Raw genomic sequence first — 19,185 nt, forward strand, 5'->3', positions numbered from 1 at the left:
CACAGTGAACCGCCTCGCCCGGCTGCTCTGGATGTTCGATGCGAGCGCGGCCATTCCTCTCAATCGCCGCAGGTCAGGACCATGATCGACCCTCACTGGCAGTGAGAGGTCAGGGGTTCGAGTCCCCTTAGCTCCACTCTCTCGCAGAACCCCTTCGATCAGGTCATTTCGGCAGGTCGGAGGGGTTTCTTCGCGTCCGGAACCGATCCGCGAGGTCGCCGCAGTCGAGTGCGTGCCGGGCGGCGGCCACCTGCGCGGGCGTGACCTCGTCGCGGAAGGCGAAGTTGCCCACGGGCGAGACCGGTGCCTCCGGGGCCGCGTAGTCGGCGACGAGCCAAGCGTTGCTCAGCGGTTTCGCATGACCGGGTTTGCCTACTGGAAAGGCGAACCGGGCGCCGATCGGGTTGCTCAGCCCCAGAAGTCGACGATCCCGACGTCTACGGGTGCCAGCATGCCGACCGTGCCGAGGTACACGCCGAGCACCGCTGCCTTCCCCGGCAGGTCCGCGCGCAACGGGGCGGTGATGATCTCGTCGTGCGGTCCCTGGTAGATCAGCACCCGCCGACCGGAGGTCACCGCGTCTTGAAGGTTCCGCTGCCTCGGCGTGAAGTCCGCGGCATCCGTCGGGTGCTCGCGGCCGGTCCACGCTTGGTAGTAGGCGCGTTCGTCGTCGATCGAGCCCGCGGCGGCGAGCGCCTCCCGGTACCGGGCCGGCCCGGCGCACAGCGGCGCCCACACCACCAAGACCAGCGTGAGCACCCCCGTGGTCCGCGAACGCGGGAGCACCAGGACCGGCAGCAGCACGAGGAACAGCGACGGGTTGCCCGGCCTCCGGACCACCATGATTTCACCGGCGGAATGCCGAACTGACCGGCCGCCGCTTCACCCGGTTTCCGCCTGTGGCCTGACGCGGTCGCGGAAGGCGGCCGGGGTAGTTCCGGCGCGCTGGTGGAAGTACTTGGAGAAGTTGGACGAATCGTCGAAGCCGAGTTCGGCGGCGATCCGGGCCACCGGGTCAGGCCCGTGGGCGAGGAGGCGTTTGGCTTCGAGCACGATGCGCTCGTCGACGAGCTGTTTGGCGGACAGGCCGGTGTTCTCGCGGGCGAGCCGGTTGAGAGTGCGGGTGGAGTAGCCCAGCCGGGCGGCGTACTCGGCGACCTTGTGCCGGGAGCGGAAACTCTTCTCCACCTCGTCGCGGAACCACACGAACGCCTGGTGGGTAGGCGGGCGGCGGCCGCTGCCTTCCGGGACGGCCATCACGAGCAGGAGCAGCACCGCGGCCAGCACCCGGGCGAGCGCGGCGTCCCGAAGCCTCGTCCCCACCGCTGCGGCGGTGGCGAGCGCGGTGGCCAGTGCGGTCGATGCGGGGGTCCCCGAGACCGTCGCGGCGGCCCAGTGGTTGGGGGTGGCCACCCCCGCGGACCGGATCAGCTCCCAGGTGCCGGTGTCGATCGCCGGCGGGGTGAACAGGAACACCGGGCCCTCGATGGCGTCGATGACGCCCCACTGCTGCACCTGACCGGCGCGCACCCACATCAGGTCGCCGGGCGCGAGCGGATAACCGGTGAAGTCGACGGTGTGCACGGCGCGGCCCGCTTCGACCCTGATCAGGAGGTCGAAATCGAGCCGCTGCGGGGCGACGAACTCGCGCGGACCGCCCCGGGCCCGCATGCGCGCCAGCGAGGTGAGCTCGATCTCGCCGGTCACCCCCGGCGGCGGCTCGTACCGGACCGGCCGGATGTTCTGTCCCATTTTCACCATGATAGGTCACACGACGACCGTGAAAAGACCTGGTTGCGCTCCTAGCCTGTGGTCATGGCAGTGAAATTGACCTATGTGTTCGACGCCTACTGCGGCTGGTGCCACGGCTTCGGCCCGGCCGTGGCCGGGTTCGCCGGCGCCAACGCCGGGCGGATCGAGCTCGACGTCGTCAGCGGCGGCCTGTTCACCGGCGGCCGCGTCGCGCCGATCGGCACCACGCCTTACGTCGCCGACGCCAACGCCCGCATCACCGAGCTGACCGGCGCCGAGTTCGGCCCCGGCTACCGCGCCCTCGTCGCCGACGGCCGGTTCATGATGGATTCCACGGCCGCCGCCACCGGCTTCGCCGCGCTGCGGACCCTCGCCCCCGACCGAGCCCTCGAAGCCGCCGAAGCCATGCAACGCGCGTTCTACGTCGACGGGCTCAGCCTCTCCGAAGCCGGCACCTACCGGCACCTCGCCGAACAGCTGGACCTGGACGCCGACGCCGTGCTGACCGGATACGCCACCTCGGGTGCCTCGGCCTCGCAGGACTTCACCCGCGCCGCCCGGCTCGGCGTCACCGCCTACCCGACGCTGCTGCTGCACACCGAGACCGGCGTGATCCGGCTGGGGAGCCCGGCTGCCACCGCCGCCCACCTGTCCGACGCCCTCGACCGCCACCTCACCGCTGTTTCCGAATGACCCTCCGAAAGGACCTGGCCATGAGCCCCCTGACCTACCAGATCATCGACGCGGCCGACACCTCGCTGAACAAGACCAGCGTGCTGGTCACCGGCGAGACGGAAGCCCTCGTCGTGGACGCGGCCTTCACCCGGGCCGACGGGCACCGGATCGTCGCTGCGGCCCTCGACTCCGGCAAGCGGCTCACCACGGTGCTGATCACCGCCGGCGACCCGGACTTCTACTTCGGCGCCGAGGTCATCGCCGACGCCTTCCCCGAGGCGGTGTTCCTGGCACCGGCCGACGTCATCGAGCACATCCGCGACACCTACGACAAGAAGCTGGCCGCGTGGGCGCACCTGGGCGCCAACCTGCCCACCCGGCTGGTCGACATCGCGCCGCTGACCGCGCCGTCGGTCACTGTGGACGGTGTCGGCCTCGATGTCCGGCGCGGCAGCACGGCGCTGGGCGACCGCGCCTGGTACGTCTTCGAGCCGGCGGGACGCGCGCTGCTCGGCGGAGTGCTGCTGTTCGAAGGCCTGCACGTGTGGACCGCCGACAGCGCGACCACCGAACAGCGCGCGGAATGGCTCCGCGTCCTCGACGACCTCGAAGCGCTCGAGCCTGCCTTCGTCGTGGCCGGCCACCGGGTCGCCGACGCGCCGACCGACCCGACGGCGATCCGGCACACCGGCGAGTACCTGCGGTTCTTCGAGAAAACCGTCGCCGAGGCCGGCGACGCCACCGCGGCCGAGGAGCGGCTGCTGGCCGCCTACCCGGATGCCGGACTGAAGATCGCCGCGTCGATCGGCACCAAGGTCGCGAAGGGCGAAATGACATGGGGCTGACCGAGGACACCACACCCGTAGCCGTCGTCCGGCGGCAGTACCTCGCCTCCGCCGCCGGCGACCTCGGCGCCCTCCGGGCGACCCTGGCCCCGGACGTCGAGTGGACGGAGATGGCCGGGTTCCCGCTCGCCGGCACCTACCGCACTCCCGACGGCGTGACGAGCGGCGTCATGGAGAAACTGGCACACGACTGGGAAAACTGGACCGCCCACGACGACACCTACGTCGCCGACGGCGAGAACGTCGTCGTCCTCGCCCGCTACACCGCCGGCCACAAGGCGACCGGCAAACCGCTGAACGTCCGGGTGGCCCACCACTTCACGGTGCGCGGCGGGCTGATCGTCCGGTTCGAACAGTTCGTCGACACCGCCCTGGTCCGCGATGCGGCCACCGCGTAACCCGCTCGCCGCTCAGGTGAGTTCCAGCAGCCCCCGGCGTACCGCTTCGGAGACGGCCGCCGCCCGGTTGTCGGCGCCCAGTTTCCGGTAGATCCGCACCAGGTGCGTCTTGACGGTCGCTTCGCTGAGGTACAGGGATTCCGCGATGGAGCGGTTGCTGTGCCCGTCGGCCAGCAACCGGACGACTTCTCGCTCCCGTTCGCTCAGCTCCGGCGGCGGGCTGACCACCTGGCCGACGAGATGCCCGACAACCTCCGACGCGAGGCCGATGCGGCCGGCGGCGGCCTCGCGCACGGCCAGGAAGAGCTCCTCGGGCGGCCCCGCCTTGAGCACGTAGCCGCGGGCGCCGGCCTCCAGCGCGCGGACGACGTCGGCGCGGCCGGAGTAGCTGGTCAGCATCACCACGGCCGTGCCGGCAGCCTTGGTGGTCAGCCGGCGGACGGCCTCGGCTCCGTCGATGACGCCGTCCGTGCCCGCGAAGCGCAGGTCCATCAGCACGACGTCGGGGGCCAGCTCGGCGGCGAGGAGCACCGCCTCCTCGCCGCTGCCCGCTTCCGCGATCACCTCGAGATCCGGCTCACCGTCGAGCAGGGCTCGTAGTCCGGCCCGCACGACCGCGTGGTCGTCGGCGATCAGCAGGCGCAGCGGAGACGTCATCATCGGACCGCCGTGGAGGTCACCGGCACGACCGGGCCGGACCGCAGGCGACCGGGGACGGTGACCCGGATCCGCGTGCCCCGGCCCGGAGCGGTGTCGACCTCGAGGTCACCGCCGAACTCGCGAAGCCGCGCCCGCGCCGACGGCAGGCCGACGCCCCGGCCCGGACCCGACGGCTCGGCGGGATCGAAGCCGACACCGTCGTCGCGCACGTCCAGTTCGACGTGGTCCGGGTGGTGGTGCAGGGTCACCAGCAGGGTGGTGGCGTGCGCGTGCTCGCGGACGTTGGCCAGGGCGCCCTGTGCCACCCGGAACAGGGCGGTGGCGGCTTGTTCGCCGAGGTCGGGGCCAGGGCCGCCGACCGAGCGGAACCGCACGCGCGCCGCGGTGCCGTCCTGCCGGGCGCGGTCGCACAGCAGCCGCAGGGCACCCCCGAGCCCGGCGTCCTCGAGGGGAGAAGGGGTAAGGCCCCCGATGATCCGCCGTGTCTCGGCGAGACCCGTGCTCAGCCGGTCGGTGACCACGCGAACGCGGGTCCGCGCGACATCCGGCTCGTCCCAGCTCCGCTCCGCCGCCTGCAGCAGCATCACGCTGCCGGCCAGTTCCTGGGCCAGCGTGTCGTGCAGGTCACGCGCGAGGCGCATGCGCTCCTCCAGCACACCCGCCCGGCGCTGCTCCCGCTCCAGCGCCCGGTACAGGGCCACGGTGCCCCAGACGGCCGCGACGGGGATCAGCGCGATCTCCGGGTCGAACCGGCCTGCGGACTCGGTCAGCTGACCGACCAGCACGACGGTGATCACGGCCACCGCGACCGTCGCGCCACGGCGTCCGAGCGCCCGCAGCACCGCCCAGGCCAGCGGCACGGCGCACCAGACGTAGGCGACGGTCAGGAACGGCGGGGTCAGCGCGACCAGGACCGTCCACAACAGGAGCAGGGCCGCGACCCAGAAGTACCGGACGCGGACGCCCATCGTGGACCACAGCGCGAGACCGGCCGCGTACACCACGGCCAGCACCGAACTGACGGTGACGATTTCCCAGCACAGGGGAATGTTCAGGCTGACCAGCCGGACCATCGCGGCACCGACGACGACGAAGAACACGAGGTGTGGCAGCTGCCACAGGAGTCGGCTTCCGCGTGCCGACGACGGCGAATGGTCGGACACGGCGAACCCCCTGGACGGATAATCCAATTAGGACAGTGCCGTCCAGGAGCTTAGCCGATGCCGGTGTGGCGCACGTCAAGTTGTGGCTCACGTCAAGTCAGGCGCCCGGGTGCAGTCCGGGCCAGCCGGGCGTGGGGTCGCCCTTGACCTCGCCGAAGTACAGCGCGAAGGTCTGCTTCCACCGCTCCACCTCGGCGCGGTCGGCCATGAAGCGGGGGAATCCGCCCAGGTCGGCGTTCGGGTACTCCCAGATCGGCTTCAGCCCGGCCGGCGGCGTGACGTCCGTGCGGACCGACCAGCCGTTGAAGGACGCCTGCTGCTGCGTGAGCGACAGCTGCCAGTTCAGGTAGAGCTTGGCGGCGGTCGGGTTCTTGGCCTGCTTGAAGATCGCGGCCCGCTGGCCCCAGGCCATGAACGGGTGCCCGTCGGCGACCACGAACCGCACGGGCGCCGACGCGGGCGAGGTCAGCGAGCCCGCGCCGCCGATGCCGATCGCGGCCTGTCCGGCCATCACCGCTTCGCCCGGTGTGTTGCTGCCGCGCGCGAACCGCACGCCCTGGGTGGCCAGCTTCGCCACCCAGCCCCAGCCGTAGGCCTGGACGTAGCGCGTGTAGAGGTAGAGGACGGCGTCGTCGTCGTGGGGGTACGACGACGCGATCTTCCCCTGCCACTTCGGGTCGACGAGGTCGAGCGGGGTGCGCGGCGCTGCCGACCCGACCGCCGACGTCCCGTACATGAAGCTGAAGGCGAGCGCCGAAACCGCGACCCAGGCACCCTGGCGGTCCTTGAACGCGTCGTGGACCTTCGAGAACCCGGCGGGCTTGTAGCCCAGCAGGCGCCCCTGTTCCTTCCAGCGCACGAAGTCCTGCACGGTCTGGAGCTGCACGAGGTCCGGGACGAGGGTGCCGGTGGCGAACTGGTTGTCGACCCGCACGTCGTGGTACTTGCTGTAGTCGACGATCAGCGTCAGGTCGATGCCCGGGAAGCGGGCCTTGAAGGCCGCCTTGGTCGCGTCCTGCTGGGTCGGGGTGTCGCCGCCGGCGTAGATGACGAGCTTGCCGCCCTCCGCCAGCGCGGCCCGGTAGAGCTCGTCGAGCGTCCGGGTCTCCTCGGGGCCGCCGCCTGATGGCGACGCGGGCGAAGCTGACGCCGCGGTGGCACCCACGCCGACGCCGATCGCGGCGCCCGCCCCGGCGGCAAGGACACTTCGTCTGCTCAGGAAGGTGGCCACGTCGAGGAAACCTCTCTACTTGGGGAACGTGCGATGCCCAGGCGCCGTGGGCCACCGTCATTGTGGTGCGATCGAGCCGGCCATCGCATCGTACGGACGGAGCGATCAGGCGCGCTGAAGAGGGAAGCTGCGTTCAACCGAACGATTGAACGGCCGATTCCGCACGGCACCGAGGCCCGCTCGCGACGTTGGCCATGTCACCGTCCGCGGGAATGAGTGACTCTTGCAACCTGCACGCTCTGCCCAAAGACGTACAGCGATAGAGCCAGCTCGGGCCGGCCGGTAGCACTCGAGCACAGCCTGCACGCCCTGGACAACCCATCCGGCATTCGCGCGAGCCGACGAGGTCGGCGGCATTGTCGCCACGCTCACCGCGCGCGACGCGGAAACCTTTGGCAAGGCCGATGACAACCGGCTGAAGCGGTGGATCCATGAACGGCTCACGGCGTGGGCTGGAGAAGTGCCGGGCGGTTCGAAAAGTCGTGGTCGTGGTGGCTGTCTCGCTGGCGGCGACGTCTCTTCTCTTGCGGGCCGCCCGGGCGCAGCAGTATCGCAGGCATGGACAGCAACGCACGAGTTCGTTCGATACAGGAACGAAATGATCATCCGGAAAGCATCTGTTCGAGTGAGCTCACGAAGATCCTCCCCGGCCGCCTTGGTCTTGCCCACGATGTCTCGCGGATTGACCGTCGCCACGAGCCTGAGCCGCGGACAGGAACTTCTTCGCGCCGCCGGGAAACAGCTCCAGCAGCAACCGGGTGGAAGCGGTTGGCGTCTGGGTCCTGGCGCGGCCGAGCTCGTCACGGCGATCGACGAGTATGCCCAGTACGACCAGCTCAGGATCGGCCTGGACTCGGACCAGGTTCGGTGCGCGCAACGCCGCCGTGGCGACGGAGTGCGCGTCGACGGGATCGGTCTTGCGGCCCTTCCCTGATGTCACCCGCTCATCGGCTACTTGAGACTGGGCCGCAGGACCGGGTCCGGCCAGTCTCTGGTCCAGGTGCTCGGTGAGTCGCTCCCACATTGCGGCTGCCCGCCGGTGGCATTGGCGTGGCTCTTGCCCGTGGCGAACACCCGATGTCAGCAAGGAAGGCACCGCTACTTCGAGCAGAACAGACCTCGACGCGTCGAGGCAGGGAGAATTGGATGCCGGTGATCATCGGGATGGATCCGAGGTGGCGAATGACCCGTCATACAGTCGCGCTGAGATGCGTGCAGATCGGTTCGGCCCGATGGCGGAGGTTGTCCAGTCCGGCTCACAGGTGGGACCGTCGGACCACACGGCCGGCGCCGTGGGCGAGAACCGGTGGGCCGTCATCACCTTCGCGGCCCTGTCGGCGGCCCCAGGTCGTCGTGATCATGACCTTTCGGCCGCGCATGCTTCGGCGAACCCGGACCGGGGAGCGACACAGTGAGCGCGACAAGCGGTTTCAGACTCGCGGACCGGTCAGTTCGGCCGCACCGAAGGACACGTCGAAGCGGTCACACCAAAGGCTCACGCTGGCGTAGCCGGCCAGGTCGGTCCCCGCGGGCAGTGGGTAGTTCTGGTTTCCCTTGTTGCCCTTGAGCTTGCCTGCGTCGAGGTACTTGCCGTCGTCGAACACGTCCCAGCCGTCCTTGCCCGGTTTCACCGGCGCGTCGGTGAGCCAGACGTGCACGTCCGGGCCGCTGCTGGTCTCGAGGTTCTCCAAGCGCAGCACGAGTGCTCCGTCGGCTGCCCGCAGGACCCGGACGGTGCCCGTAGTCGGGTGCTCGTGGCTGATCAGCGTCCCGGTCGCGAGTTCGGCCGGCGTAGCCGGTGGCGAGGGCTGCGACGCAGAGGGCTGCGACGTCACAGCAGAGGGTTGTGCCGTCGGCGCGGCGGCCGGCAGGGACTCCTGCACCGTCTCGTCCACCCACAGCTGCCACGGCTGGAACCAGAACAAGCCCGCCGCGACCGCGACCAGGCCCGCCACCAGGACACCGACGACCCAAGGCCGGGCGAGCAGGCGCCGCGTGCGATTCATCTCGTACTCCTCCACATCGTTCCGCTGACACCTCATTCAACGGGACAAATCGCCCAGCAGTGTCCGGCGCGCGGTTACCGATCCCTTACGGACGAACCCGGGAGGACCGGTGCCGGAGATCGTTCCGGACCGTGCTCGCCGGCGAGAGACGACAAGGACATACCAAGGGCGGCACCGATCATCGTGAACACGCCGCGCGGCCAGAAGATGTGACTGTCGAGAAAGGACACACTCGCGAGCAGGAGGACCACCGCACCCGGTGCCGCCCACCACCTCGCACGCGCGACGGCCGCGGCGACAATCAGGACGTTGGCGGCGAGAAAGCAGCCCGAGCCGATATAGCCGAGCAGGTCGCCGATGGCGAACACGGCACCGACGACCGGCGTGGCACCGTTCTGGACGCGCACCACGGTGCCCGCGGCGACCCCCGCGACGGCGTCGAGCCCGCCGTAGAAGGCCGCGAAACCGAACGCCGCCAGCCGCCCCGGCCACCGAAGCCACGGCGGCGCCGAGGTCAGCAACTGCCACTGCGCCACGGCCAGCAGCGGGAAGACCGGGAGCAGAACGATGTGCAGCGCTGCCCACCACGCCGTGGATGCGGAGAGCCTGCCCGTCCAGGTACGGCAGGCGACGGTCGCGTTCTTCGCCGATCAGCGGCACTGGGTGGCCGGCGTGCTGGCCGAAGCGGGCATGCCCGCCACCCGGACCGGTGCGGCGGCCGAGGCTTACCTGGTGTCCCTGGAGGGGGCACTGCTCCTGGCCCGTGCCCACGGGCAGCCGGACAGCGCCGCCGGACAGGATCGGGATGTGGTCCGGTCGGTGGCGGCAACCCTGGTCGACGCCTTGCTCTGAAACGCCACGCATCGCCGCGGCGCCTTGCCGGTAGAGCCGGAGCACGACGGTGACGATGTCACGACTGATGGCAGCGGTGGCCCTACTCAGATCACCGAGTTCACCAGGAGGAAAGAAGTCCCGTGAGCGAAGTCGGCCGGGAGGCGATCATCGTTGTCACACAAGAAGATCTCTACAACTCGACACTGCCGGCGGTTCGCCGGGGCGGCCACCGGGTGGTGTCGGAACTGCCGCCGACGCTGGCGACGGCCGTGTTCTCGGAATCCGGATTTTCCGCACCGGGAGCACAATTGTTCTTCGACACCGTCCCGCTCGACGTCGTGAATCGGCTCGACGCGCGGTCCCGGCTTTTCGTCAGGGCGTGGCAGGCGGGAAAAGAACCCCAGACCCGTCCCGGCGACGGGCTTTCCTGGGACGCTCCCGGGTTCACCCCGCCCGGTTGGTAGAGCGACCCGAGGCGTTCTACGGTCAGCCCGGCCGTCGTCGGCCGGATCGCGATGGCGTAATCCGCGCCGGGCTTGGGCAGCCCCCACTGTTCCCGGATGAACGCCCGCGCGACAGCGGGATCGCCGATCTGCTCGCTGAAGCCGAGCGCGCATCGAGCACCGGTTGACGAAGGTCAACACCGAGACTCGTTCGAACATCATTCCGGAGACCAGGCCATGGGCGTGGCGCCCATCGCCGCAAGTACGGACTCGCCGCGTGCTCGCTGCTCCCCGCCGATGAACACCAGCGTCCGTGCCCACTGGTAGCGGCAGCCGGCGTCCTGCAGGGCGGCGGCTGCGGTGCTCAACCCGTCGCGGCCGCCGGTGTGCAGGGCCGCTGCGCGGTCGACGATGGCGATCGCGATCGGATTGCCGTCCGCCGCCACGCGTGCGCGCTGCAGGCGGGCTGCGACATCCTCGTGCCCGGACAGAACGGCTGCCTCGGCCCACAGCGCGGCATACCAGGGACGCCACTCGGCGTACAAGTGCGTCGACTGCTCCGGCGACGTGTCCAACACCTGCGTCGCCTCCTCGGCCTGACCGCAGTGCAGCAGGAGCAAGGCGTCGAAGAAGTCGCCGAAGGTAACGTCGGTCCGCAGGCGTCCTGGCGTCATGAGGGCGTCGAAAATGTCCAGCCACGCGGCCCGGGCGTCGTCGTCCCCACGCAGTCCGTGCACGGTCGCGGCCGCATACGCGCCGCCACTGAGATTGCCCGCACGGGGGCGTCCGGCCCGCTCCCACCCCTCGCGGAATCGCTCCGCCAGCGTGATCGTCTCGTCCCAGTCGCCCGCCAGCGCCGTGACGAGGAGCAGCTGCACGGTGGCCAGGTGGCCCTCCTCCGCATGGAAGGGCAGGTCTCGCAGGCGTTCGGCCAGTCTCCTCGCGGCCGGCAGATCGCCGGTGGCGACAGCGCACTCGGCGGCCATGCCGAAACTGTCGAAGAACTCCAACCCGGCCACCGCCGTCACCGGCATCGACGCCAGCAGCTCCGCGCGCCGCAACGCGCTGGCCGCTGCGGCACGGACCTGCCCCCGAGCCAGCTGTACCGCAGTGAGCTGGTCCAGTGCGGCATTCTCGATCAACGGGTCGCCGATGCGACGGGCCAGGGTGAGAGCGCGCTCGATGAATTCGACGGTGGCTGGATCGTCGATGGCGCCGTTGAACGCCTCGGCGGTCAGCAGCCGCGCCTGCGCGGCCAGGTCGCTGCCGGCCAGCGCCCACCCCTCGGTGACCAGCGCCTCGACTTCGCCGACCGCGGGTGCGGTGGCCATGAGTCCGGGGGCACGATAGATCAGCACGGCATTGCGGGCGAGGTCACCAGCCGCGCCGGCCCGATCACCCGCGCGCAGCGCTGCGTCGGCCGCGCACCGACGCAGCCGCAGAGCCTCGGTGCCGACATGCCGCGACTCCGCCGCGCCTGCGGCGCCGCGCAAGGCGTCGGCGGCGGCCAGGTCGTCGGCGGCGAGCCCGGCCGCCTGCTCGTAGCGTCGCTGCGACTCGCCGGGCATCCCGCGGGTGAAGCTCAGTTCGGCCAGCCCGATCGCCAGCCGGTAAGCCTCCGGGCGGTATCGATCGTTGCCCGCTGCCCAGGCCAGCGCACCCCGCAGCTCATCGACGACCTCATCGAACCCGGCCCGCCATGCGTCGACCGGTTCCCGGGCCACCAGAGCAGCACTTTCATCCAGGCACCAGCTCAGATGACGGGAGAACGCCTCGACCGCCTCGCCCGCCTCTTCGAGCCGATCGACACCGTATTGGCGGATGGTTTCCCAGACGCGGTAGCGAGTCCCGCCCGGCCCCACGATCGCGACCAGCAAACTCTGCTCGGCCAGCTCAGCCAAGATGGTGGGAACGGCGCCGGCCGGCACCGGCGGCCAACCGGCCACAGTGGCCGCCGCGGCGGCGGTGAACGGGCCGGCGAAAACCGAGACCCGGCGCAGCACCGCCTGAACCGGCTCGGCCAGCAGCGCGTAACTCCAGTCCAGCGTCGAACGCACCGAACGATGCCGGTCATCGATGCGCGCGCCGCCGGCCAGCAGGCGCAGCCGGTCGGCCAACCCGGCTTCGAGCCCATCGAGCCCCAGCGACGGGAACCGGGCGGCGGCCAGCTCGATCGCCAACGCCATGCCGTCCAGGCCCCGGCAGATCGCGGCGATCCGTTTCGTGTCCTCGGGCATCGGCGGTCTCCCGCCGGCCGCGGCTCGCCCGGCGAACAGCTCGACCGCGTCCCCCAGTCCACCGTCGTCGGCCTCGACGGACAGCCCGGGCACCGGGAACACCCATTCGAAGGGCACCAGCAACCTGGCCCGGCTGGTGGCGAGCACCGTCAGCCGGGGACTGCCGGCGAGGAGCTGTTCCAGCAGGAGCACCACACCGTCGGCCACGTGCTCGCAGTTGTCCAGCACAAGCAGCGTTTCCCGGTCGGCCAGCCGGCCGAGGACATGATCCGTGGCCGAGTGGCCTTGGCTCTCTCCGATGCCGAGCGCGTCAGCGATCGCCGGGGCGATCATCGACGTATCGGTCACCGGTACCAGGTCGACGTATGAGACGCCGTCGGCGAACCGGTCCGTCATCTCACCGGCGACGCTCAGGGCCAGCCGGGTTTTGCCGACCCCGCCCGGACCGACGGCCGTGACCAGGCGGCGCCGGCCGAGCGCCTCGGTCAGCGCCGCCCGTTCGGCCACCCGCCCGACGAAGGGCGTCAGCCGGGCGGGCAGGACGGCGACTGTCGTGGCCCGGACCGGTTGAGTCCCCAGCGCGGGCCGCGTGGTTGCTGCGACAACGGCCAGGGCGCGGCGATTGGCCACCTGAAGCTTCCGCAGCAGGGAGGAGACGTGACTTTCCACGGTGCGGATGGAGACGGTCAGCCGGGCGCCGATCTCGGCATTGGTCAGATGGTCACCGAGCGCAGCGAGTACCTCGGCCTCCCGTGCGGAGATGCCCACCTCGGCAGGTACCTCCTGATCGGCCACGTTCGGATTGTCCCCCGCCGGCCTGACGCTGTCAGTCGAACGCGAGAACGAGGTCGTGTTCGTCGGGACGTATCGCTGCCCGGCCCCGGTCCGCTGCGCCGGCATGGCGGAGGGGGAACGGCCCGGCCGGCCCGCGCGGCGGTGAAGGCGTCGGCGAAGGCATCCGTGGCCGCCACGGAATCTCCGGATCCGTGGCGGGCACGGATGCCCAGCGGCCCGATCTGGCTCAAGGTTGGTACCAGGCCGCAAACGTTCGCTGATCGAGCACCCCAGGCAGGAGAGCTACGGGAGATGCGGGCTTCGCAGCAAGGCCTACCGCGACTACGAAACGTTACGCGTCGGCATGCAAACCCTCCTCCACGACCTCGGCATCACTACCGGCACCACCGCCCCCTTCCTGACCGCAGCAAGTGACCGGACACGCCCACGTCCGACGTCAGTAACAACCACATCATCAACAACACTCAGGAGATTGCACATGTTCAGTCGACGCAGAATTCGTCGGACGGTCCTCGGCCCGCTCGTCGCCGGCACCGCCATGATCGGGGCTGCCGGGCTGACCGCGGTGCCGGCGCACGCCGCGCCGGCCGGCGTCACCGTGGCGCTGAACGGGTCGGTGCTCACCGTCACCGGCGACGCGGGGAACAATGGCCTCGTAGTAGGCAGAACCCCGGCCGGCACCATCACCCTCAACGGCGCCGTCGTGCTGGGCGGAGCCGCAACGACCGCCACCGTGTCGCTGATCCACATGGATGGCGGAGCCGGCGACGACACCCTGAAATTCGATGAGACCAACGGCGTCATGCCACAGGGCGAATTCATCGGCGGCGACGGACGCGACAAAATCACCGGTGGTTCGGGCGCCGACACCATTGTCGGCGGCCCAGGCAACGACAGGGTGGTCGGGGGCCCCGGCAACGACACAGTGAGCCTGGGCGCGGACACCGACGAGTTCACTCTCAACACCGGCGACGGCAACGACCACCTCGACGGCGGCGCCGGGACCGACGGCCTGATCGTCAACGGATCCCCCACGATTCCCTCCTTCACCGAAACTGTCCTCGTCAGTGCCAACGGACCACGGACGACGCTGCGCCGCGTCCAGCCCACCGCCCCGAGCACCGTGATTCAGGACGTGCTGGACGTCGGTGGCGTCGAGCAGGTGAAGCTGAACCTGGCCTCCGGTCCGACCGATGCGCGCCCGAATTCGGTGTCCGTCGCGGGGCTAGGCACCGACATCAGCGTGATGCGGGTCAACCTCGGCTCCTTCGTCAGTCCCAATCCCGGCTTGCGGAACACCTTCAATATCTCTGGCACAGATGGCCCGGACAGGATCCGGATCGCCGGCTCGGCGGCCAAGGGCGTTTCGGTGAGCGGAGCCGGGTCCGGGGCAGTACTGGTCACCGGCGCGCAGTTTTTCGGGGTGAGCGGAAATGCCGGCGATGACGTCATCGACGCCGGCGGCCTGCCCGCCGGCACGGTCGAGACTCTCATCGAGAGCGGCGATGCCAGTCCGATTCTGACCCCCGGAGGAAACGATATCTTGGTCGGTTCGCCGGGCAACGACGAGCTGTTCGGTGGCGTCGGTGACGATCGGCTCGAGGGCCGGGGCGGCAACGACATCCTCGATGGCGGTGCCGGAAACAACGTCATCATCCCCTGAGGTATCCGCGCGACAACGCTGAGCCGGTTCCTTGGGGACCGGCTCAGCCGGGTGACGGACTCGAAGAACGCGGGCGCGACCCGGACCGTCGGCCAATGCCAAGAACGACTGCACCCCCGGCTGCAGGACACGGCCCGTCGCCGCCTCGTCGGCGACGCCGAGCAGTGCGACCGGCAAGCGGAATGCGTTACCTGGCTCGACGTAAGGCAGACCCGTGATTTCGCGCAGGACCACACTTCGCGACCCGGCCGGCCGCGTCCGGATCGCCGGCTGGAGATCGAACTGCCGCCGCCACCGGCCGTGGACGACGTCCCTCGGCGGACTGAGCGAAGGCCGAGTCCTTGACACAGCAGCAGGTGCACACAGTCGCAGCATCACTCGAATGCCGGTTAACGCGGTGAAACGTCCCGGCGAGTCAGAGGTGGATGCCCGGCAAGGGGGGGCGGGAGAGGGTCGGCGACGTCACCGTGACCTGATGATCGGACGCTGGGCGCAAGGGCCCTCGCTGCGTCACGTGGTCCTCGGTCACCTGCTCCGGAAACTCCTGTTTGTCGGTGTCAAAAGGCTGCGCGTTTTCGCGCTTCGACGACTACAAGGCGGTTTCAGTCATGCCCATGAATCGACCCGTTCCCTTCGCGCTCGGTGACGCTCGCGCCGCACACGATCGCGTTTACGAGACCGAGGTCCACGACGGCACGGCGTGGGTGCCCGATGGTCAGCTCGTCGTGCTGCCGGACATGGTGATGCACCGGGGAAAACACGTGCACACCGTCGACTACCACGGCGCCAACCACGCGCTGCTGATCCAGGGCAAGGAGGGCGACCCCACGTTTCAGGCCCGGCTCAACCTGACCGACTGCGGGACAGCCTTGGTCGGAACGATTTCCACCGGTGGCGACGCGCCGCAAGCTGTGCGAGGGGTGGGATTGGAACAGGTCTACCACACCCAGCGGCGACTCAAGAAAGCTGCTGCCGCGCCGTTCAAGCCGTGGGAAAGGTCGACCGCGGCAAGGGCGAGACCACGCTGGAGATGGTCCCGCAGTTCGAACCACCCTTCCAGCAGGACGCGTTCACGATCCTGCCGGCCTCGGGAAACCACTCGTTCACCGGTGTCTCGACCGACAACGACGACAACGAGTACGACTGGCGTGGCAGCACGAAGACGGCGCCCGCGCTGGCCGCGGCCCGCGCCGCTCGTGCCGGCCGTGCGAGTGTCCTCGCCGCCGCGGCGCCCACCGCCACGATGTCCCTGCAGGACCTGGACAACGTCTCGTCGATCCAGATCGTCACCGATGCCAAGGGCAACCAGGTCACCGTCGATTTCGCCCAGATCACGTGTGGCGGCTACTTCAACAAGTGTCTCGTCAACGCGCTGGACGCCCAGTGGATCGAGGGCATCTACGGTCACCCCTACTCCCTGCCCGAGGGCGCGGAAGCCGTGTTCACCACCTCCAAGCAGTTCTTCCACGACCACGCCGTCCTCGGCACGGGCCAGATGCTCTACGACAACCTCGGCGCCGACTCGCAGTACAAGGATCTGCTGCGCGGGATGAACACCCACGTCATGCACACCGCCTGGGAGAACATGGGCAAGAGCAAGACGGTCGGTCCGCAGTACCAGGAGGCGAGCAACGCCTTGTACATCCAGGGCTATCGCGACGGCGTCGCGCAGATGAAGCCGTACCTGGACGACCCCGGGAAATGGGCGGCGGCCTACTACGACTGGCTGACCGACACCGCCAACCTGCTCACCTGGCAGATCCAGATCGCCAGCGCGACCACACCGATCTTGTCCGCGGAGGTACCCGGCGCGGTGAACGGCACCGCGCAGGCGCTGCAGTCGGCGCCACTGCGCGACCCGTTCGGAACGGTGGTCGGCGTCATCCGGTTCGACACCCGACGGCTGGGCCGGGACATCGCGGCTCAGGAGCTCGGCGTCAGCGGACTCTGGACGGAGGAAGCGGCCCAGGCCTACGCCAACGCCCTCGGCGTCGCGATGATCAAACCCATCTTGTCGAGACTGACGCAGGCGAGACCTGCGACCACCGACGGTTGATCGCCGCATTCACGCCTGTCCGGACTCGGTGGTGACGACACGCTGGTGGTCACCGTCTCCCTGGCACAACTCGATGTCGGTTACCAGCGGAGGTTCAACGGCGGTGTGGTGTTTGCGGTCGCGGGCACAGTGGACTGGGCGACCGCGGCGCAGCTGGCCGACGCGGTGTTCACGGCAGCGCCGGCCGTGCTGGTGGTCGATTTCGGCGGCTTGGCCGAGTTCAGCGTTAATTTCGACGCCGAGAACGTCGAAAGCGCTCTTACCACCGGCCGTCGATTCTGCCATCGCGGCCAATGTTTCGAGAGCGTCAATTCCGCCGAGTTCAGCGCCGGCGCCTCCAAGCGGTGTAAGGACGTCGCAGATGCCGTCACATGCGGCGGTGAGCAAGGAAGCAGCCACTGGCCTTCGACCGGTTCTGGCACAACCTCGTCCACGCTGTCGGCCGCACCGGCCTGCGCTACGACCGCGACCCGCATCAAGCCCAGTACTGCGGCGCCGGAGATGCATGACCAGCGTCGGCAGCCGACGGAGGTCGACAACTCATGGGGAATGGGTTCATCACGGTCCGCCCTAGTCTCACACCAGTTTCTACTGGGGCACAGCTGGGCCTATCGTCGCAGGTCAGGGCCATGATCGACTCTCACTGGCAGTGAGGGGGTCAGGGGTTCGATCCAGCACTCCTGGTGGAACGTGACTGGAGCACCGCCCGGGCCATCCTCCGTTGTCGAGGTGATGGCCGCCCCGGCGGGCCTGGGCGATCGACGGCACTGCCCGCGATCAGCCAGGTCTTGCGACTGTGCCGCAGCCTCTAGATCGCCCATGAGCGGCGAGGCATGCCGGATTCGAAGGCTTCTGTGGCACGACCGGACAGGAACCGCCCGAACCGGACTTCGGGGCCGCTCACCAGGGTTGATCCTTGTGTCGGGTCGGTCCTACTCTTCAGCGTCGATGATTGCCTAGGAGGGCCGATGCGAGGCGTCAACCGTAGGCGTGGTCACTTGGTGATCATCTCCTGTGCACTGTCCGCCGGGCTGCTCGCCGCCGCGAGTCCGGCTGCGGATGCGGCGCCGGCACAAGCGCCTCGATACTCCCCCGGTGCGCCGGGCGCTGGGGATCCGTACTTTCCCGACATGGGCAACGGCGGTTATGACGTCAGCCACTACGACATCCGGTTGGCCTTCAGCCCCGAAACCGAAGCGATCGACGCGACCACGACGATTCTCGCCACGGCCACGCAGGACCTCTCCCGCTTCGACCTGGATTTCCGGGGGCCGCTGAAGATCAGCCGGCTCTCGGTGAACGGCCTGGACGCCACCTTCACCCGCAGCGGTGCCCAGGAGCTGGTGATCACCCCGCCGCACGGGCTGCGGAAGGGCAGTGCGTTCGTCGTCTCGGTGTCCTACGCCGGCGTCCCGCAGAAGATCGACGACCCCGCGCTGGGCGTCTCCGGCTGGGTCGCCACCAAGGACGGCGCGGTCGCGCTCAACCAGCCGATCGGCGCGGCGACCTACTACCCGGTGAACGACACCACCGACGACAAAGCGACCTACACCCAGACCATCACCGTGCCGGCCGGGCTCACCGTGCTGGCCAACGGCGAACCCGGGCCCACCACCACGCACGATCACCGGACCACCTTCCGCTGGTCCATGAACCGGCCGATGTCCAGCGAGCTGAGCATGCTCGCGATCGGCGACTACGACGTCACCCGCGGCAAGACGGCCGGCGGCCTGCCGGACATCACCGCGATCGGCAAGTCGATCGACACCCAGCCCGGTCAGGGCGAGGTGTTCAACCGGACCACGGCGCAGGTCGTCCAATGGGAATCCTCGATGTACGGGCCGTACCCGTTCGACTCGACCGGCGGCATCCTCGCCGACGTCGGCGTCGACTACGCCCTCGAGACCCAGAGCCGCCCGGTCTACGACCAGAGCACCAGCGACGTCGACGGCGATCTGCTCGCCCACGAACTCGGCCACCAGTGGTTCGGCGACAGCCTCACTCCGGTGCATTGGTCGGACATCTGGCTCAACGAAGGCTTCGCGACCTACTCGGAATGGCTCTACCAGGAGAAATTCAACAACGTTCCCGTGCAACAGACCTTCGCGAAGGCATACGCCGACGAGAAGGACTGGAGCGGCGAAGTCGCCGACCCCGGACGTGATCACATCTTCGACGATCTGGTCTACAACCGCGGCGCGATGGCACTGCAGGCACTGCGCGTGAAGATCGGCGACCGCGCCTTCTTCCAGGTGCTCACGCAGTGGCCGACGGCGCACCGGTACGGCACGGTCTCGACGCGGCAATTCATCCAGTTCGTCGAGCGACAGACCCACCGCGACCTCGACTCGTTCTTCCGCACCTGGCTCTACCAGCCGGGTAAGCCGACGCTCTGACGAGCCGCCCGCCTCCGGCCGTCGGGTCAGG

The 19,185-nt window shown here is 69.4% G+C and carries 20 protein-coding genes; 9 read left to right on the top strand and 11 right to left on the bottom strand.

Going from position 1 to position 19,185, the window contains the following annotated elements; translation table 11 throughout:
- Positions 1-163: 163 nt before the first annotated feature.
- From OG494_RS29405 to OG494_RS29415, 3 genes are all read right to left on the bottom strand, one after another.
- Positions 164-292: a hypothetical protein gene (locus OG494_RS29405; protein ID WP_328444168.1), complete on the bottom strand. Its 129-nt coding sequence runs from the start codon at positions 290-292 to the stop codon at positions 164-166.
- A gap of 116 nt (positions 293-408) precedes the next feature.
- On the bottom strand, positions 409-843 hold the full coding sequence (locus tag OG494_RS29410) for a hypothetical protein (protein ID WP_328444170.1): 435 nt from the start codon (positions 841-843) through the stop codon (positions 409-411).
- Between the two features lie 39 nt (positions 844-882).
- Positions 883-1,752, bottom strand: coding sequence for a helix-turn-helix domain-containing protein (locus OG494_RS29415; protein ID WP_328444172.1), 870 nt, complete (start codon positions 1,750-1,752; stop codon positions 883-885).
- 63 nt (positions 1,753-1,815) lie between these two features.
- Between OG494_RS29415 and OG494_RS29420 the strand changes: the two genes are divergently transcribed.
- Genes OG494_RS29420 through OG494_RS29430 form a run of 3 tightly spaced genes read left to right on the top strand, consistent with a single transcriptional unit; the run spans position 1,816 to position 3,670 of the window.
- The gene (locus OG494_RS29420) at positions 1,816-2,445 is read left to right on the top strand and encodes a DsbA family protein (protein ID WP_328444174.1); all 630 of its coding nucleotides are present in this window, start codon (positions 1,816-1,818) and stop codon (positions 2,443-2,445) included.
- Between the two features lie 20 nt (positions 2,446-2,465).
- Positions 2,466-3,272 carry an MBL fold metallo-hydrolase gene (locus OG494_RS29425; protein WP_328444176.1) on the top strand — a complete coding sequence of 269 codons (807 nt, stop codon included), beginning with the start codon at positions 2,466-2,468 and terminating at the stop codon, positions 3,270-3,272.
- Positions 3,263-3,670: a nuclear transport factor 2 family protein gene (locus tag OG494_RS29430; protein WP_328444178.1), complete on the top strand. Its 408-nt coding sequence runs from the start codon at positions 3,263-3,265 to the stop codon at positions 3,668-3,670. Before OG494_RS29425 ends, OG494_RS29430 begins: the two co-directional genes overlap by 10 nt.
- 12 nt (positions 3,671-3,682) lie before the next feature.
- On the opposite strand, the gene OG494_RS29435 is transcribed toward OG494_RS29430, so the two are convergent.
- The 6 genes from OG494_RS29435 to OG494_RS29460 form a co-directional block, all read right to left on the bottom strand.
- On the bottom strand, positions 3,683-4,330 hold the full coding sequence (locus OG494_RS29435) for a response regulator transcription factor (protein ID WP_328444180.1): 648 nt from the start codon (positions 4,328-4,330) through the stop codon (positions 3,683-3,685).
- On the bottom strand, positions 4,327-5,493 hold the full coding sequence (locus tag OG494_RS29440) for a sensor histidine kinase (RefSeq protein WP_328444182.1): 1,167 nt from the start codon (positions 5,491-5,493) through the stop codon (positions 4,327-4,329). The genes OG494_RS29435 and OG494_RS29440 overlap by 4 nt, the downstream gene beginning before the upstream one ends.
- Before the next feature lie 97 nt (positions 5,494-5,590).
- The gene (locus OG494_RS29445; RefSeq protein WP_328444184.1) at positions 5,591-6,724 is read right to left on the bottom strand and encodes an ABC transporter substrate-binding protein; all 1,134 of its coding nucleotides are present in this window, start codon (positions 6,722-6,724) and stop codon (positions 5,591-5,593) included.
- A gap of 631 nt (positions 6,725-7,355) precedes the next feature.
- Positions 7,356-7,664, bottom strand: a complete 309-nt coding sequence (locus OG494_RS29450) for a hypothetical protein (protein WP_328444186.1) — start codon at positions 7,662-7,664, stop codon at positions 7,356-7,358.
- Positions 7,665-8,154: 490 nt separating this feature from the next.
- Complete coding sequence (locus OG494_RS29455) at positions 8,155-8,730, bottom strand: DM13 domain-containing protein (RefSeq protein WP_328444188.1); 576 nt, start codon at positions 8,728-8,730, stop codon at positions 8,155-8,157.
- 74 nt (positions 8,731-8,804) lie between these two features.
- Positions 8,805-9,266 (bottom strand): hypothetical protein, encoded by a 462-nt coding sequence (locus OG494_RS29460; protein WP_328444190.1) that lies wholly within the window; start codon positions 9,264-9,266, stop codon positions 8,805-8,807.
- A 31-nt stretch (positions 9,267-9,297) separates the two neighbouring features.
- Here OG494_RS29460 and OG494_RS29465 point away from each other — a divergent pair, with 31 nt between their 5' ends.
- Together OG494_RS29465 and OG494_RS29470 are read left to right on the top strand one after the other, a co-directional pair.
- Entirely contained in the window at positions 9,298-9,582 is a 285-nt protein-coding gene (locus OG494_RS29465; protein ID WP_328444192.1) for an LmrA/YxaF family transcription factor, read from the top strand.
- 122 nt (positions 9,583-9,704) lie between these two features.
- Positions 9,705-10,028: a hypothetical protein gene (locus tag OG494_RS29470; RefSeq protein ID WP_328444194.1), complete on the top strand. Its 324-nt coding sequence runs from the start codon at positions 9,705-9,707 to the stop codon at positions 10,026-10,028.
- 197 nt (positions 10,029-10,225) lie between these two features.
- Here the strand turns inward: OG494_RS29470 and OG494_RS29475 are convergent, their stop codons facing one another.
- A complete protein-coding gene (locus tag OG494_RS29475; protein ID WP_328444196.1) occupies positions 10,226-13,039 on the bottom strand; it encodes an ATP-binding protein in 2,814 nt (937 codons plus the stop codon).
- 478 nt (positions 13,040-13,517) lie between these two features.
- On the opposite strand from OG494_RS29475, the gene OG494_RS29480 reads away from it, so the two are divergent.
- Positions 13,518-14,702, top strand: coding sequence for a calcium-binding protein (locus OG494_RS29480; RefSeq protein WP_328444198.1), 1,185 nt, complete (start codon positions 13,518-13,520; stop codon positions 14,700-14,702).
- Positions 14,703-15,304: 602 nt separating this feature from the next.
- On the opposite strand, the gene OG494_RS29485 is transcribed toward OG494_RS29480, so the two are convergent.
- Positions 15,305-15,646: a hypothetical protein gene (locus tag OG494_RS29485; protein ID WP_328444200.1), complete on the bottom strand. Its 342-nt coding sequence runs from the start codon at positions 15,644-15,646 to the stop codon at positions 15,305-15,307.
- Positions 15,647-15,690: 44 nt separating this feature from the next.
- Here OG494_RS29485 and OG494_RS29490 point away from each other — a divergent pair, with 44 nt between their 5' ends.
- From OG494_RS29490 to OG494_RS29500, 3 genes are all read left to right on the top strand, one after another.
- Positions 15,691-16,758 carry a hypothetical protein gene (locus OG494_RS29490; protein WP_328444202.1) on the top strand — a complete coding sequence of 356 codons (1,068 nt, stop codon included), beginning with the start codon at positions 15,691-15,693 and terminating at the stop codon, positions 16,756-16,758.
- A gap of 45 nt (positions 16,759-16,803) precedes the next feature.
- Positions 16,804-17,391, top strand: a complete 588-nt coding sequence (locus tag OG494_RS29495; RefSeq protein WP_328444204.1) for a hypothetical protein — start codon at positions 16,804-16,806, stop codon at positions 17,389-17,391.
- 497 nt (positions 17,392-17,888) lie between these two features.
- Complete coding sequence (locus OG494_RS29500; protein ID WP_328444206.1) at positions 17,889-19,154, top strand: M1 family metallopeptidase; 1,266 nt, start codon at positions 17,889-17,891, stop codon at positions 19,152-19,154.
- Positions 19,155-19,185 lie beyond the last annotated feature (31 nt).

Origin of the sequence: Amycolatopsis sp. NBC_00438 (assembly GCF_036026695.1) — a bacterium.
Classification (GTDB): Bacteria; Actinomycetota; Actinomycetes; order Mycobacteriales; family Pseudonocardiaceae; genus Amycolatopsis.